The organism is Arthrobacter sp. MW3 TE3886 (assembly GCF_041262145.1).
Lineage (GTDB): Bacteria > Actinomycetota > Actinomycetes > Actinomycetales > Micrococcaceae > Arthrobacter.
In genome coordinates this window covers 677,056-690,401 of the sequence record NZ_JBGCAN010000001.1, presented here as the reverse complement: position 1 = coordinate 690,401, position 13,346 = coordinate 677,056, and the positions used below count along the sequence as shown (strand labels likewise).

At 66.7% G+C, this 13,346-nt stretch carries 15 protein-coding genes; 7 read left to right on the top strand and 8 right to left on the bottom strand.

Translation table 11 applies throughout. The annotated features are described in order from the left end of the window. Nucleotides 1-156 precede the first annotated feature (156 nt). Complete coding sequence (locus ABH915_RS03260; protein ID WP_043466742.1) at nucleotides 157-351, bottom strand: hypothetical protein; 195 nt, start codon at nucleotides 349-351, stop codon at nucleotides 157-159. 156 nt (nucleotides 352-507) lie between these two features. Continuing rightward, nucleotides 508-732: a hypothetical protein gene (locus ABH915_RS03255; RefSeq protein ID WP_018774395.1), complete on the bottom strand. Its 225-nt coding sequence runs from the start codon at nucleotides 730-732 to the stop codon at nucleotides 508-510. A 175-nt stretch (nucleotides 733-907) separates the two neighbouring features. Here ABH915_RS03255 and ABH915_RS03250 point away from each other — a divergent pair, with 175 nt between their 5' ends. Genes ABH915_RS03250 through ABH915_RS03235 form a run of 4 tightly spaced genes read left to right on the top strand, consistent with a single transcriptional unit; the run spans nucleotide 908 to nucleotide 3,292 of the window. Beyond that, entirely contained in the window at nucleotides 908-1,357 is a 450-nt protein-coding gene (locus ABH915_RS03250; RefSeq protein WP_370124922.1) for a MarR family winged helix-turn-helix transcriptional regulator, read from the top strand. A gap of 27 nt (nucleotides 1,358-1,384) precedes the next feature. Further along, nucleotides 1,385-1,966, top strand: a complete 582-nt coding sequence (locus tag ABH915_RS03245) for an SSI family serine proteinase inhibitor (protein WP_370117729.1) — start codon at nucleotides 1,385-1,387, stop codon at nucleotides 1,964-1,966. Further along, on the top strand, nucleotides 1,935-2,915 hold the full coding sequence (locus tag ABH915_RS03240) for a 3-methyladenine DNA glycosylase (RefSeq protein ID WP_370117726.1): 981 nt from the start codon (nucleotides 1,935-1,937) through the stop codon (nucleotides 2,913-2,915). The genes ABH915_RS03245 and ABH915_RS03240 overlap by 32 nt, the downstream gene beginning before the upstream one ends. Then, a complete protein-coding gene (locus tag ABH915_RS03235) occupies nucleotides 2,912-3,292 on the top strand; it encodes a serine protease inhibitor (RefSeq protein ID WP_370117723.1) in 381 nt (126 codons plus the stop codon). Before ABH915_RS03240 ends, ABH915_RS03235 begins: the two co-directional genes overlap by 4 nt. Before the next feature lie 90 nt (nucleotides 3,293-3,382). On the opposite strand, the gene ABH915_RS03230 is transcribed toward ABH915_RS03235, so the two are convergent. Together ABH915_RS03230 and ABH915_RS03225 are read right to left on the bottom strand one after the other, a co-directional pair. Beyond that, nucleotides 3,383-6,466 (bottom strand): S8 family serine peptidase, encoded by a 3,084-nt coding sequence (locus ABH915_RS03230; protein WP_370124921.1) that lies wholly within the window; start codon nucleotides 6,464-6,466, stop codon nucleotides 3,383-3,385. A gap of 407 nt (nucleotides 6,467-6,873) precedes the next feature. Next, a complete protein-coding gene (locus ABH915_RS03225; protein WP_018776109.1) occupies nucleotides 6,874-7,059 on the bottom strand; it encodes a hypothetical protein in 186 nt (61 codons plus the stop codon). 276 nt (nucleotides 7,060-7,335) lie between these two features. On the opposite strand from ABH915_RS03225, the gene purS reads away from it, so the two are divergent. Genes purS through purL form a run of 3 tightly spaced genes read left to right on the top strand, consistent with a single transcriptional unit; the run spans nucleotide 7,336 to nucleotide 10,677 of the window. After that, nucleotides 7,336-7,587, top strand: coding sequence for a phosphoribosylformylglycinamidine synthase subunit PurS (gene purS, locus ABH915_RS03220; protein WP_018776110.1), 252 nt, complete (start codon nucleotides 7,336-7,338; stop codon nucleotides 7,585-7,587). A gap of 1 nt (nucleotide 7,588) precedes the next feature. Continuing rightward, the gene (gene purQ / locus ABH915_RS03215; protein ID WP_370117719.1) at nucleotides 7,589-8,347 is read left to right on the top strand and encodes a phosphoribosylformylglycinamidine synthase subunit PurQ; all 759 of its coding nucleotides are present in this window, start codon (nucleotides 7,589-7,591) and stop codon (nucleotides 8,345-8,347) included. Beyond that, entirely contained in the window at nucleotides 8,344-10,677 is a 2,334-nt protein-coding gene (gene purL, locus ABH915_RS03210) for a phosphoribosylformylglycinamidine synthase subunit PurL (protein WP_370117716.1), read from the top strand. Before purQ ends, purL begins: the two co-directional genes overlap by 4 nt. 70 nt (nucleotides 10,678-10,747) lie before the next feature. On the opposite strand, the gene ABH915_RS03205 is transcribed toward purL, so the two are convergent. The 4 genes from ABH915_RS03205 to ABH915_RS03190 form a co-directional block, all read right to left on the bottom strand. Beyond that, nucleotides 10,748-11,689: a hypothetical protein gene (locus ABH915_RS03205; protein WP_370117713.1), complete on the bottom strand. Its 942-nt coding sequence runs from the start codon at nucleotides 11,687-11,689 to the stop codon at nucleotides 10,748-10,750. A 140-nt stretch (nucleotides 11,690-11,829) separates the two neighbouring features. Then, nucleotides 11,830-12,123 carry a DUF503 domain-containing protein gene (locus ABH915_RS03200; protein ID WP_018776114.1) on the bottom strand — a complete coding sequence of 98 codons (294 nt, stop codon included), beginning with the start codon at nucleotides 12,121-12,123 and terminating at the stop codon, nucleotides 11,830-11,832. A 162-nt stretch (nucleotides 12,124-12,285) separates the two neighbouring features. Next, complete coding sequence (locus ABH915_RS03195) at nucleotides 12,286-12,603, bottom strand: putative quinol monooxygenase (RefSeq protein ID WP_370117710.1); 318 nt, start codon at nucleotides 12,601-12,603, stop codon at nucleotides 12,286-12,288. Nucleotides 12,604-12,732: 129 nt separating this feature from the next. Then, nucleotides 12,733-13,335, bottom strand: coding sequence for a hypothetical protein (locus tag ABH915_RS03190; protein WP_370117707.1), 603 nt, complete (start codon nucleotides 13,333-13,335; stop codon nucleotides 12,733-12,735). Nucleotides 13,336-13,346: the final 11 nt, after the last annotated feature.

The following is a 13,346-nucleotide window of genomic DNA, read 5'->3' as shown; positions in this document are numbered from 1 at the left end:
AGCGGCAGGTGCCGCTCCCTTCCCCATCTCCGCACGTCGTCGGCCGCGTCCCCACATCTCCTGGCCGAATTCCCACGTTCCCGGCCGCTTACCACGCGGCCGCCCAGAACGCCCCCGGGTCCCCCGGAACCGCCGGAATCGGCGAAGCGGGTCCCGTCAGACCTCTTCTTTCCAGAGATCCGTCTTCCGGACTGCGTAGTGGTGTCCCTGCGCGTCCGTCTCGACCTCGAAGCCAGCCAGATCGTCTTCCGAGGCGTGCTCGAAGTCGTCATGCCGGTGAACTACAGGCGCCGCGGTGTCGCCCCTATTTGCCGGCCCGAACAGGAGCCTCAACTTGTCGGTCTTGTCCATGAAAGCCCTAACAGCACGTGTCACTAGTCCCACCCCCTTTCCTCGTCCCGGGTGGTTCAGGATGCTGCACTGCGGTGTGTCAGTGCCCTCATTTTACGCCCGACGGCGGGAAATGGCCCGGGTGGGGTGCCGCCAAAAGGGATCCAGCGCAGGGATCTAGCGCAGGGATTTGTCGTCAGGGTTCCGGGGCACCACATAGGTGCTGCCATCGGGCCGGTGCAGCGTCTCCCACTGTTCCGTCTCGGCCTGCCGCATCGCCAGCAGCCGCTGGTTCTGGTCGGTCATCTCGTGGCCGAGTGAACTGCGGTTGGCCGGCCCGAACACCGCCCGCAACTTACCGGTTGCCCGCATGAACCTCTCGGCGGCATTCTCCTTGGCCATGGCTATCCTTTCCTGGGAACAAGACAATGCTCCCAGTGTACGCTAATCATTAGTGCACTAATCATTCGAAGGAGTCGGTGTGACCGAGGGAACCCCAGCAATCCAGGACAAGCGAGTGAGGTCGGGAGCACCGGACTCCCCGGCCGCACAGGAAGCACAGGAAGCACAGGCTGCACTGGACGATCTCCTGCTGGAACAACAGCTTTGCTTCGCCCTGACGGTGGCCTCCCGAAGCGTCGTGGGCGCTTACAAACCCGTCCTGGACAGGCTCGGCCTGACCCACCCGCAGTACCTCGTCATGTTGTGCCTGTGGGAAGCGAGCCCGCGGTCGGTCCGGGACATCAGCGAGGCCCTGGCCCAGGAACCGGCAACCATCTCGCCCCTGCTGCGCCGGCTCGAGGCTGCCGGTTTCATCACCCGCCAGCGGATGGAAGGCAACGAGCGCACCCTGGATGTCCGGCTGACGCCGCGCGGAACCGCCCTTCGGGAGCAGGCCACCGAAGTCCCTGGCATCATGATGGCCCGGCTCGGCCTGACCCGCGAACAGGTCGGGCAGCTGCATGCGTCCATGATGGACCTCATCGCTGCCACGCGGCCAGGCCCGGACGACGCGCCCCGGCGGTAGACTGGGCAAAACAGAGGAGGACTGCTGATGCGCACGCAATCGGGCCGCCCGGCACTTGTTCTGGCGACCGTCCTGATGGCCGTGGCCGGATTGACCGCCTGCACGCCGAACGGCGGACCCACCCCTTCTCCCTCCTCCGGCACCACAACGGGCACCCCCTCCAGCCCGTCACCCACAGCACCGTCCGGTTCCCCGTCCCCGGAGACGGAGACGACCTCGCCGGCCCCGTCCCCCTCCGCGGTCCCGCTGCCGTCCGGCCCGGGCCAGGGCAACGCCGAGCTCGCCATCATGGTCAAGCCGTCCGAAACCGGCACCGCGGCCAACCTCACGCTGGTCTGCCAGAACGGGGTTCCGGCGGCCGAAAGCCAGCATCCCAACCCCGCCGCCGCGTGCATCGCCATCAAGAACAACCCGGCCATCCTCAGCCCCGCCCCGCCCGCCAAGAACCAGACCTGCACCCAGCAGTACGGCGGCCCGCAGGTGGCCACCGTCACCGGCGTCGTGGATGGCAGGGCGGTTCAGGCGAGCTTCAGCCTGACAAACGGTTGTGAAATCGCCGCGTGGAACGCCGCCAAAGATGTTCTGGGCTCATCCGGCGGGGCGAGCTAAGCCCTTGCACCTCCAGCAGGAAGAGTGGCTGCCGCGCCAGGCCGCCCACGTCCAACGTGTCCGCCGCTACGCCGACCCCTACCTCGAGCGGCGCTCCGCCGGCCGGAAGCACCCGGTGGAGGATTTCCTCTTCACCTACTACACCCAGAAGCCCGGACAGCTGCTGCGCTGGCACCCGGGCGCCGGCGTCGTGCTCTCCGGCCCCGAGGCTGCGGCGCGGACCGGGTGGAAGTATTACCGCGCGGCCGGCGCCGCGGAACTCGCGGCCGCCGGGCTGCCGGCGGAGTCGTCGGCCGTGACGGTCGACGTCGACGCCTTCCTGAGGGAGCGCCGGGAGGCACTGCAGTTCGCAGGGATCATCCTGGCCGGGACCGCCGCGCGGCCGGCCCAGTTCGGCTGCTTCGGGCTGCACGAGTGGGCCATGGTCTACCGGCAGGACAAGTTCGATCTCCGGCACGAGTACCTGCAGCTGCGGCTGGGGTCCGGGCGCACCGACGAGGTGGTGGAGGAGAACCGGATCCGGTGCTCGCACTTCGACGCCTTCCGCTTCTACACCCCGGACGCCGTTCCGCTGAACAGCATGGTTCCCAGCCGGGAGAACCAGCGCGCCATGGAGCAGCCGGGCTGCCTGCACGCCAACATGGACCTTTACAAGTGGGCCTACAAGCTGTCCCCGCTGCTGCCCAGCGAGCTCGTCATGGCCTGTTTCGAACTGTCGTGGCGGATCCGCGCCATGGACATGCAGGCCTCGCCCTATGACTTACAAGAGTGGGGGTATCCGGCGATCCGGATCGAGACACCGGAGGGCAAAGCTGCGTACGTTGAGCACCAGCGGGCTTTTTCCGCCGAATCACAAGAACTGCGGCAGCGGCTGTTGCAGGAGCTTTCTCCCCTGCTCCAGTCGCTGGGTTCCGGCCCTGCCCCCGAACGCACGGAAGGACAGCAATGAACGCTACGCACGAGCGTCACAGCCGCCACGACATCGATCTCACCGTCCGGTTGACGGAGGCCCCGGAAGCGCCTGAGTACACCTTCCGCTTGGCGGCCGACGGCGGCAGCGTCGCCCCGGCGTCCACGCTGCCGGATTCGGCGGCCGCCCTCGCGGCGGTAACGCAGCACGGCGAGGCCATCTTCTTTCCCAAGCCGGGACCACCGAAGATGTGCACGCAGCAGTACGGCGGTCCGCAGGTCGCCGTGGTGACCGGCTGGTTCATGGGCCGGGAAGTCCACAGCACGTTCAGCCGCACCGATGGCTGCGAGATCGCCCGCTGGCGGGCGATGGCGCCGCTGCTGGGCGGGGTTACAGGTTCCACCGGGGCAATCTGAGCCACACGTAACCTCACAGGCGTCACGAAACAGCAATGGCCGGCGGTGCGAACCGCCGGCCATTGCCTTTGTTGTCAGGTTGAGCTGCGCCTAGATGGCGTTGTTGGGACGCTCAAGCTCCTGGTTCTGGAACTTGGACTGCGCGGCCGCGCCTTCCGAGGTCGGCGCCACCGAGGCAACCCCTGCAGCGTTCACGACGACGCTGACGAACGTCGGCTCGCTGGCACCGGCAAAGGTGATCCGTCCAATGTAGGAGCCAGGCTTAAGACCGGTCCAGTTCAGCGTAATCTTGCCCGTTGCACCGTTCGGCAGCACCAGAGGGTTCGGCGAGATGGTCGCATTGTTCTCGTTGGCACCGAGAATCGCGGCATCAACGCTTGCCTTCGTGGCCTGGCCGCCCGGGCTGGAGTACAGGTTCGCGTAGATCGTGTACGTGCCGGCAGCGGGATTCGCAATCGAGAGCGTCTCGCTGGACGACGACGTCGCCACCTGTTCGACGCCCTGTGGCGTGACGACCCACATGTCGAAGTCCGCGTTCGGGTCAGAGGAGATGACCGAGAACTTGGCCAGCGGAGCACCCGCCGGGACGTTCACGGTTTTGACGAACGTCGAGGCGTCGGCGCGGCCCGCGAAGGGACCGGGAACCAGCTCCACGGCAGAAGAATCCGCCTTGGACAGGCCGTCCAGCGTCATGTTTACGGGCAAGTTGGTGCCGGACACAACGCTGATGTCGCCCGAACCGGTGCCGGATTCGGTGCTCAGGAAGACATCCTTCGCGGCGACGACAGACTGCGGCCGGACTGCGATCGGCGAGGTGACGGTCTTGCCTGCACCCTCCCAGCTCAGTGAACCCATGGCGAACTTGCCCAGGGCCGCGCTCTTGTTCTCAAAGCTGACCTTGAAGGTCTTCTTCTCGCCGGCGGCCTTGAAGTTCAGGGCCGCCGGAGCCACGTTGACCTGAATTCCGGGTACATTGGCTTTGACCTTGTAGACGCCCGGAGTCAGGGCGGTCAGGGTCCGGGTCACGGTGATCTTGCCGGTGAGGTTGCCCAGCGAGAAGGACGGGACGTTCATGTCCCGCGGCAGGGTGCTGGACGCCAGGCCGAGGTTGATCCCCGTGCCCTGAATGAACTTCCAGTAGTCCTCCTCGTTAGCGTCGTAGACAAGACCCGGGTCGACCATGCGTGCCGGATCCACCTGGCCGGCGCCGGTGGCGTGGACGTCGGTGTTCTTGGAGCCGTCGGCGTTCACCACATTGCCTGCCGTGGTCATCATGGCGGACTTGACCGCAGCCGGGGACCAGCTCGGGTTCTTGCCCAGGAGCAACGCGCCGAAACCGGCAACGTGCGGTGCCGCCATGGAGGTGCCGGACAAGAATCCGAACTTTGCACCATCAGCGCCAATCGGCGACACACCGGCCAGGACTGCAACGCCCGGCGCGGTAACGTCCGGCTTCAGCAGGTCCGAATCGGTGGCCAGCAGCGGGCCCCGGGAGGAGAACCCAGCAATCTGCGGCTGCGCCTCCAGAGGCAGTCCGGTCGTGTCCTTGTTGACAAGGGACACCTTGATATCCGGGGTGGCGGTTACCTTGGCCTTGATGGCCTCGGTGGCCGGCGGGTTCACGTGCACGGTCGGGACCGCGTGCTGATCGGTGTCCAGCGAGGAATTGCTCAGGTTCACCAGGATCATGCCGACGCCGCCGCCACGGGCAACCTCGGCGCTCTTGGCGACGCGGTCGACAACGCCGCGGTCGCAAACGACGACCTTGCCGGCGACCTTCGCCGGGTCCAGGGTGCCGGGCCCGCACAGTGCGGGGCTCGACGGCGGGGTCGCCACGGCAGCGTTGGCAGCAAGCACCACGCCGGCGTCCTTGACTTCCTTGTTCATGATGCTGGCGCCGCGGAACTTGGTGCCGTCCGCGAATTCAACAGTGCCCTGAAGCTCCTGGGAGAAGCTGCTGGCCGCAACCGTGGTGACCCAGGGGCCCCCGTGGTTGACGGTGCTCGCCGTCGGACCGGAGTTTCCGGCCGATGCTGCGACGAAGATGCCTGCGGAAGCAGCATTCAGGAAGGCAATCGAGACCGGGTCGATGACTGACGTCGCAGAACCGGAGATCGAGTAGTTCAGCACGTCGACGCCGTCCTTGACGGCCTGGTCGACGGCGGCAACGGACGAGGAGCTATAGCAGCCGCCCGTGTCGGGGTCGGTGTCTTCCCAGCAGACCTTGTACACGGAGAGCTTGGCGGCCGGCGCGATGCCGCTGGTCAGGCCGAAGCTGCGCCCGTCGACGAAGGTCTCGACATTGGCGTTGCCCGCCGAGGTGCTGGCCGTGTGGGTGCCGTGGCTGGCGACATCGACCGGGGACAGCAGTTCTTCCGGAGCACGGTCGCCCGGGGGTACGTACTTCAGGAAGTCCTCGGCGAAGTAGTGCGCGCTCAGGACCTTGGAGTTGCAGGCAGATCCGTCGAAGTCCTGGCCCTTCTGGCACTCACCGATAAAGGTGTCGCCGTCGGACTTGAGCATTGCGATTTTGCCGTCCGCCATCCTGTACGGCACACCGACGACGGGCTTCCCGACGAGGGGCTTGACCTCTTCCCCGGCGAAAAACGCACTGGACGGGGTGTAGCCGGTGTCGATGACGCCGACGACGACGCCCTTGCCGGCGCCGTCCTGGCCGCCGAACTTCGTGTTCCAGGTTCCGTTGGGCCCGCTGAGCTTCAGGAAATCGGTGCTGGAGTAGTCCGGAGCGTTTTCCGTGTCAGGGGCAACTGTCAGCACGCTGGGGTCCTTGGCCAGTTTGATGGCCTGATCCGCGGTGAGATTTGCGCTGAATCCGTTGAGGGCAGCGGTGAACTGCCGATTGATCTTGACGTTCTGCTTGCCTGCTACGTCGGCCTGCTTCTTTTCGAGGTGCGCCTCGTACCTCTTCACCTCAGCCCTGTTGGCATCCAGCTTCTTCCCGGGCGCGGGCTTGGTGGCCGGCATGCCTGCCGTCCCGCCGGCATACGTCGCAGCCGGTTTTTCGGTCAGGACAACGATGTAGCGGCCGTCCTTGTAGTTGTTGGGATCAACATTCTTCTGCGCGACGCCGGCCACGGTCTGGCCTTGCGCCGGGGCCGCGTTGGCCGGGGCGATCGCGATGCTGGACAGAAGAACCGGCAAGCCCAGGGTCAGTGCCGCGGCCCTCCGGAGTCCCCCGCTTCGAAGGAAGCTCTTTCCTGGTGATGTCACGAGTGTTTGAACCTTTCGTAAAGGAACGGCCCGGCTGCAACACCGGGCCCAACGGACTGGCGGGAACTCACCGGGCGGTCGCCCGGCCCGCCCCCACGGATACCAGCCGATTCATACAGTACAGACTGAGAGCGAGATATGACATAGACCACAAGGGGGTATTTAAAATTTGTCACGCAATGCGACACGACGCGACGGCGACGTCGCTGAACTGCGTCAATTGGAAGTTCCGGCCGCGTGCGGCCGCACCCCGGCGGCACCTCGGCGCGCAGGGAGCCGGCCCGTCATGGTCCCGGGGCCCGCCGCCGGCCGGCTCGTGACCTCTCGTGGCCCGCTCGTGACCCGCTGGCCTATTTTCGGGGAGTCCGGACCACGTCGCTGATCCATGCGCGGGTCTTCTCATCCAGGGGCCCGGCCACCTTGGTAGCCTTCGCCGCACGGTCGGCCTTGATCTTCTGCAGGACCATCCGGCCCAGCCCGGCGAACACTGCGACGGCCACAACAGACAACACCACGGATTTCGGATTCTCAGCCATGCGCACATCCTACTGACCCGCGGCAAGCCCGACCATAGGACGCAGCCGCCCCCGCGGCGCCATTTCTCCAGTTCAAGGACCCGCCGGGGAGGCCGCGTTCACACTCCCAGCCCGAATACGGCCGGACGCGCCGTGGCCGGTAGAATGGGCATGCAAGCTCGCGGAGCGCCCTTTCACGCTGCATTCACCAGGCAGTCCTCAACACACAGCGGATCGGCGTGAGACGGCACCACTCCGCTGCGCCCTTACCCAACGCTCACGCACAGGAGTTGCCGGATGCCCCGGATCGTTGTCGACGTCATGCCCAAGCCCGAGATTCTGGACCCGCAGGGGAAGGCCATCGTCGGTGCTCTGCCCCGGCTGGGCTTCACCGCTTTCAGCTCTGTCCGCCAGGGCAAGCGCTTTGAACTCACGGTCGACGGCGAGGTGACCGAGGAGATCCTGGCCCAGGCCCGCGACGCCGCGGAGACCCTGCTGTCCAACCCGGTCATCGAGGACGTCGTCAACGTCGAGGTCGTTGAGGCCTGAAATGACTGAACTCCCCCTGATCGGCGAGGCCGTCGCCGTCGCCGCCAACCCCCGGCTGGCCGGTGCGAAGATCGGCGTCGTCACCTTCCCCGGCACCCTCGACGACCGCGACGCCGCCCGAGCGGTCCGTCTGGCCGGCGCCACCCCGGTGGAGCTCTGGCACGCCGGCACCACCCTGGGTGACGTTGACGCCGTCGTGATTCCCGGCGGGTTCTCGTACGGCGACTACCTCCGCGCCGGCGCGATCGCCCGCTTCGCGCCGCTGATGTCCAAGATCATCGACGCCGCCAATTCCGAGGCCAGGCTGCCCGTTTTGGGCATCTGCAACGGCTTCCAGATCCTGACCGAGTCGCACCTGCTGCCCGGTTCCATGATCAAGAACGACCACCTGAAGTTCATGTGCCGCGACCAGGTGCTGCGCGTGGAGAACAACACGACGGCCTGGACCGGGGACTATGCCGACGGCCAGGAAATCACCGTGCCGCTGAAGAACCAGGACGGCCAGTACATCGCCGACGAGAAGACCCTGGATGCGCTTGAGGCCGAAGGCCGCGTGGTGTTCCGTTACGTCGGTTTCAACCCGAACGGCTCCCGCCGCGACATCGCCGGCATTTCCAACGCCGCCGGCAACGTGGTGGGCCTCATGCCGCACCCCGAGCACGCCGTGGAGGCCGGATTCGGCCCCGAGCTCGGCTCCGGCACCGAGGGCCTCGGGTTCTTCACCTCTGTCCTGAACAAGATCGTGGGAGACAACAAATGACGGAGACACCCGCAGTGGCGGCGCCCGCGGAGACCGCCCGGAAGTTCAACATCGACACCGTCGAGAACGCGGCCAAGACCCCGGACACCGAACTCCCCTGGGCCGAACTGGGCCTGAAGCAGAACGAGTTCGACGAGGTCGTGAAGGTCCTGGGCCGCCGCCCCACCGGCGCGGAACTCGCCATGTACTCGGTGATGTGGAGCGAACACTGCTCCTACAAGTCCTCGAAGAACCACCTGCGCCAGTTCGGCGACAAGGTGACCGAGGAAATGAAGAAGGACATGCTCGTGGGTATCGGCGAAAACGCCGGTGTCACCAACCTGGGCGACGGCTGGGCCGTGACGTTCAAGATCGAGTCCCACAACTCGCCGTCGTTCGTGGAGCCCTACCAGGGTGCCGCAACCGGCATTGGCGGCATTGTCCGCGACATCATCTCCATGGGCGCCCGCCCGGTCGCGGTGATGGATCCGCTGCGCTTCGGCGCCATTGACCACCCGGACACCGCCCGCGTCATGCACGGCGCCGTGGCAGGGATCGGCGGCTACGGCAACTCGCTGGGCCTGCCCAACATCGGCGGCGAAATGGTCTTCGACTCCGTCTACCAAGGCAACCCGCTGGTGAACGCGCTGGCCGTCGGCGTGATGCGCCACGAGGACATCCGCCTCGCCAACGCCTCCGGCAAGGGCAACAAGGTGGTGCTGTTCGGTGCCCGCACCGGCGGCGACGGCATCGGCGGCGCCTCCGTGCTGGCCTCGGAGTCCTTCGATGACAGCAAGCCGTCCAAGCGCCCCGCGGTCCAGGTGGGCGACCCGTTCGCCGAGAAGGTCCTGATCGAGTGCTGCCTGGAGCTGTTCAAGGGATCCCTGGTCGAAGGCATCCAGGACCTCGGCGCCGCAGGCATCTCCTGCGCCACCTCCGAGCTCGCCTCCAACGGCGACGGCGGCATGGAAGTCGAGCTGACCTCCGTGCTGCTCCGCGACCCCACCCTGACCCCGGGCGAAATCCTGATGTCCGAGTCGCAGGAACGCATGATGGCCGTGGTCACCCCGGAGAACATCGCCGCGTTCGAAGCGGTCATGGACAAGTGGGCGGTGGAGTACTCCTGGCTGGGCGAGGTGACCGATACCGGCCGCCTCATCATCACGTGGGAAGGCGAAGTCATTGTCGACGTCGACCCGCGCACCGTGGCCCACGACGGTCCGGTCTACGACCGCCCGTACGCCCGCCCCGAATGGCAGGACGCCGTCCAGGCCGACTCCTTCACCGGGTCCGTGCAGGACGCCGGACGCCCCTCCGCCCCCGCGGAGCTGGCCGCCGCCATCACCGAACTCGTCGCCTCGCCGAACATGTGCGACAAGTCCTGGATCACCAAGCAGTACGACCGCTACGTCGGCGGCAACACCGCCATGGCGTTCCCGGACGACGCCGGCGTGGTCCGGGTGGACGAGGAAACCGGCCTGGGCGTGGCCCTGGCCACCGACGCCAACGGCCGCTACACCTACCTGGACCCGTACCACGGCGCGCAGCTGGCCCTGGCCGAGGCCTACCGCAACGTCGCCACCTCCGGCGCCGTGCCGATGGCCGTCAGCGACTGCCTGAACTTCGGCTCCCCGGAGGACCCCGACGTCATGTGGCAGCTGGCCGAAGCCATCCGCGGCCTGTCCGACGCCTGCATGGTCCTCGGCATCCCGGTCACCGGCGGCAACGTCTCGCTGTACAACCAGACCGGGACCACCCCCATCCACCCCTCCCCCGTGGTGGCTGTACTGGGCAAGTTCGACGACGTCGCCCGCCGCACCCCGTCGGGCTGGAAGGAAGACGGCCAGGCCATCTACCTGCTGGGCACGACGGCGGCTGAGCTGGACGGCTCGGAATGGTCCAACATGCGCGGACACCTGGGCGGCCTGCCGCCGAAGGTTGACCTCGATGCCGAGCGTGAACTCGGTCAGATCCTGATCAACGCCTCCCGCGACGGCATGGTGGATTCGGCCCACGACCTCTCCGAAGGTGGCCTTGCCGCGGCCCTCGTGGAGTCGTCCCTGCGCTACGGCGTGGGCGCCCGGATCGCCCTGCAGGACGTCCTGGACCGCGACGGCGTGGACCTGTTCACGGCGCTGTTCTCCGAAACCCAGGGCCGCGCCGTCGTCGCTGTGCCCCGCTCGGAGGAAATCCGATTCACGGACATGTGCACCGCCCGCGGCTTCGCGCACGTCCGGATCGGTGTGGTGGACGCCGAGGGCGGCACGCTGGAGATCAACGGCGTCGAGACCATGAGCCTCGACGCGCTCCGCGAAGCCCACGAGGCGACCCTGCCGAAGTACTTCGGCTAACAAGATCCATCGATTGCTCCGCAGCTGCCCTTTTGAACCCTCAAAACGGCAGTTGCGGAGCAATCGTTCGTTAACGGCCGGGCCGCCAGCCCGCCTGCAGGAGCGCGGCACGGACCTTGGCCACCGCGGCCTTGGCATCATCGTGCATGTGCCGCTTGGAGATCCGGACCTCGGTCCAGCTGAGGGCCGTGTACTTCTCCGAACGGGCGATGTCCCGGACGATCTGGCCCTCCTCACCGTGGAGTTCGCCCTCGTACTCGACGCCGATTCTGTATTTCCGGTAGGACAGGTCGGGTTCGTGGTGCCGGGTTCCTGCATCGTCGATGATCGGCACGTTCAGCTCTGGTTCGGGAAGACCGGCCCGGACTATGGCCAGCCTCAGCAAGGACTCCTGCGGCGAATCCGAGCCCACGCGGATGAGGGCGATGGCTTCCTTCGCCTTGCGGAGCCCGCGTTTTCCCTTGTGGCGGTCGATCATCCGCTGCAGATCCTGCAGGCTGCAGAGCGGCACATCCCTGCCGTCGAGCTCAGGCCGGGGCATCCGGACGCAGCTGTCGCCGGCCACGACGAGTTGGTCTACGGTCAGCATTTCGGCCAGATCCAGCCAGGTCCGCTCCGGGGTGGTGATGGGAATCCCGTCCAGCAGCGTGATCTCGTCGTCGTAGAGCTTCATGCGGTGGACGATTACGTGTGGCCGGTTGAGATGGGCCGCGCCCTCGGGCCTGATCACGTGGTACATCGGTGCTGCCTCCTTCTGCTGCCGCACGGGAAGCGAACCAAGCTCCGCCGCGGTGAAGTGCGACGCGGCGCATCGCTCATTGACCTCAATGAATGGCCGCACCCGCACGCACAGGGGAAGCCCCGGCGTCGGGCTTTGCACCCGGATTCCCCGGCCCAGCGCGGCCAGGGACCGGTGGCGGAGCCTTTTCGGGGACACACCGGCCGCTGCCGCTTCGACGACGGTAAAGGGGCGTCGCCGGAAATCGTCCGGCAGCGGGCGCGCGGTCTTCATGGCTTCATCAGACCAGTTCGGCGCGTACGCCGCAGGAGTTATCCACAACGCCCATCGACTGCTCCATAAGTGCCGTTATGAGGCCTCAAAAGGGCGACTACGGAGCAGTCGACGGGGGTTGGCGGAGCAATCCGCGGGGATCAGTCGTCGCTGCGGAGCTCCCGTTGCCGTGTGCTGAGGAGTTCGAGTTCGGGCCGGGCTGCCACGAAGCGTTCGACGGCGGTCAGCACCTCCACGACGTGTGCCCGGTCTGCTGCCACCAGGCCGGCGCCCAACTGCGTGCGCCGGTGCTGCTCATGGTCCCCGACCTCGGCCACGGAGACATCAAAGCGGCGCTTCAGCTCGGCCAGGAGCGGCCGCACCACGGAGCGCTTCTCCTTCAGGCTGTGAACGTCGCCCAGAAGGATGTCGAATTCAATCCAGCCGATCCACATGCCTGAATTTTCCCATCGATTACTCCCCACCGGCCCCCTCGCCTCGCAAGCTCGGCCAGGGAACCCTGCCGTCGGTTGCTCCGCAAACGCCGTTTTCAGGCCTCAAAAGGGCGGTTACGGAGCAATCGACGGGGTGAGACGGGCGAGATGGGTGAGCCGGGGTCAGATGGTGAGCTCGCCCATCCGGTCCCAGCCGTCGCCGTCGAGCTGCCGGCTGATGATCCGGGGCGTCTCGGCCAGCGCCTGCGGCATGTCCGCCATGGCCTGCTTGAAGTGGGCGCTGTTCACGTGGTCCCCGGCGGCGTCGTCCTTGAAGGCTTCTACGAGGACGAATTCATTGGGGTCCTCCACACTGCGGGACCAGTCGAACCACAGGTTGCCGGGCTCCTGGCGGGTGGCCTGGGTGAAACCGTCCACGAGTCCCAGCCAGCGCTCCGACCAGTCCGGCTTGACCTTGAATTTGACGACGATGAAGATCATTGGAAAGTGCCTTTCGGTGCGGCGGGACGGTCTTCCATTCTTGCAACAACCCAACGCGGGGTCACTTCCGGCCCATTCCGGGGGCATCTATGGGCCGTAAGTGACCCCGCGTTGCAGTTGAAGGGCGGATCAGCAGGCCTTGATGGCCTCGCGGGCGAGTTCCTGCTGCCGCGGGGTGCCGATCCGGTCGGCCCACTGTTCCGCGAGCTGGAACTCCACCATGGCCTCGGTGCAGCGGCCGGCGTCGTGCAGCGTCCAGCCGAGGTTGTTGTGCAGCGAGACCACCCACCGTTTGGTCCGCTCGTCGTGGACCGTGGAGGCATACTCCAGGGCGCTCCGGGTCCAGGTCTCGGCGTGGGCGGAGTCGGCGATGGCGAGCATGTGCAGCGCGTCCACGGCCAGGAATTCCTCGCCCAGGTGGTCTGCCAGTTCGGCCGCTTGCTCAAAGAGCGGCACAGCCATCTCCGGATGGCCGCTGGAATTGAGCACCCGGCCGCGTTCCAGCAGCACCCGCACGGCCACGGTGGGCTCGTCGGCGTCGACCGAATCCAGCAGGGCGTCGGCTTCCTCGAAGCGGCCCTGCAGCCCGATGGCCCGCCCCAGCTGGGTGGTGAGTTCGGCGCGTTCGTCGGCGTCGTAGCTGTCATCCGCCGCGGCGGCCCGGAACCGGGCTTCGGATCCGGCGGGGTCCTCGAAGTTCCACAATTGGTCAAGGGTTTTCTGTTCCAGCATCCATCTGCTCC

Bases quoted from the DNA above. Each gene is read 5' to 3' on its own strand.
- ABH915_RS03260 (WP_043466742.1), bottom strand. From the start codon at position 351: ATGGACAAGACCGACAAGTTGAGGCTCCTGTTCGGGCCGGCAAATAGG.
- ABH915_RS03255 (WP_018774395.1), bottom strand. From the start codon at position 732: ATGGCCAAGGAGAATGCCGCCGAGAGGTTCATGCGGGCAACCGGTAAG.
- ABH915_RS03245 (WP_370117729.1), top strand. From the start codon at position 1,385: ATGCGCACGCAATCGGGCCGCCCGGCACTTGTTCTGGCGACCGTCCTG.
- ABH915_RS03240 (WP_370117726.1), top strand. From the start codon at position 1,935: ATGTTCTGGGCTCATCCGGCGGGGCGAGCTAAGCCCTTGCACCTCCAG.
- ABH915_RS03235 (WP_370117723.1), top strand. From the start codon at position 2,912: ATGAACGCTACGCACGAGCGTCACAGCCGCCACGACATCGATCTCACC.
- ABH915_RS03225 (WP_018776109.1), bottom strand. From the start codon at position 7,059: ATGGCTGAGAATCCGAAATCCGTGGTGTTGTCTGTTGTGGCCGTCGCA.
- purS (WP_018776110.1), top strand. From the start codon at position 7,336: ATGCCCCGGATCGTTGTCGACGTCATGCCCAAGCCCGAGATTCTGGAC.
- purQ (WP_370117719.1), top strand. From the start codon at position 7,589: ATGACTGAACTCCCCCTGATCGGCGAGGCCGTCGCCGTCGCCGCCAAC.
- purL (WP_370117716.1), top strand. From the start codon at position 8,344: ATGACGGAGACACCCGCAGTGGCGGCGCCCGCGGAGACCGCCCGGAAG.
- ABH915_RS03205 (WP_370117713.1), bottom strand. From the start codon at position 11,689: ATGAAGACCGCGCGCCCGCTGCCGGACGATTTCCGGCGACGCCCCTTT.
- ABH915_RS03200 (WP_018776114.1), bottom strand. From the start codon at position 12,123: ATGTGGATCGGCTGGATTGAATTCGACATCCTTCTGGGCGACGTTCAC.
- ABH915_RS03195 (WP_370117710.1), bottom strand. From the start codon at position 12,603: ATGATCTTCATCGTCGTCAAATTCAAGGTCAAGCCGGACTGGTCGGAG.
- ABH915_RS03190 (WP_370117707.1), bottom strand. From the start codon at position 13,335: ATGCTGGAACAGAAAACCCTTGACCAATTGTGGAACTTCGAGGACCCC.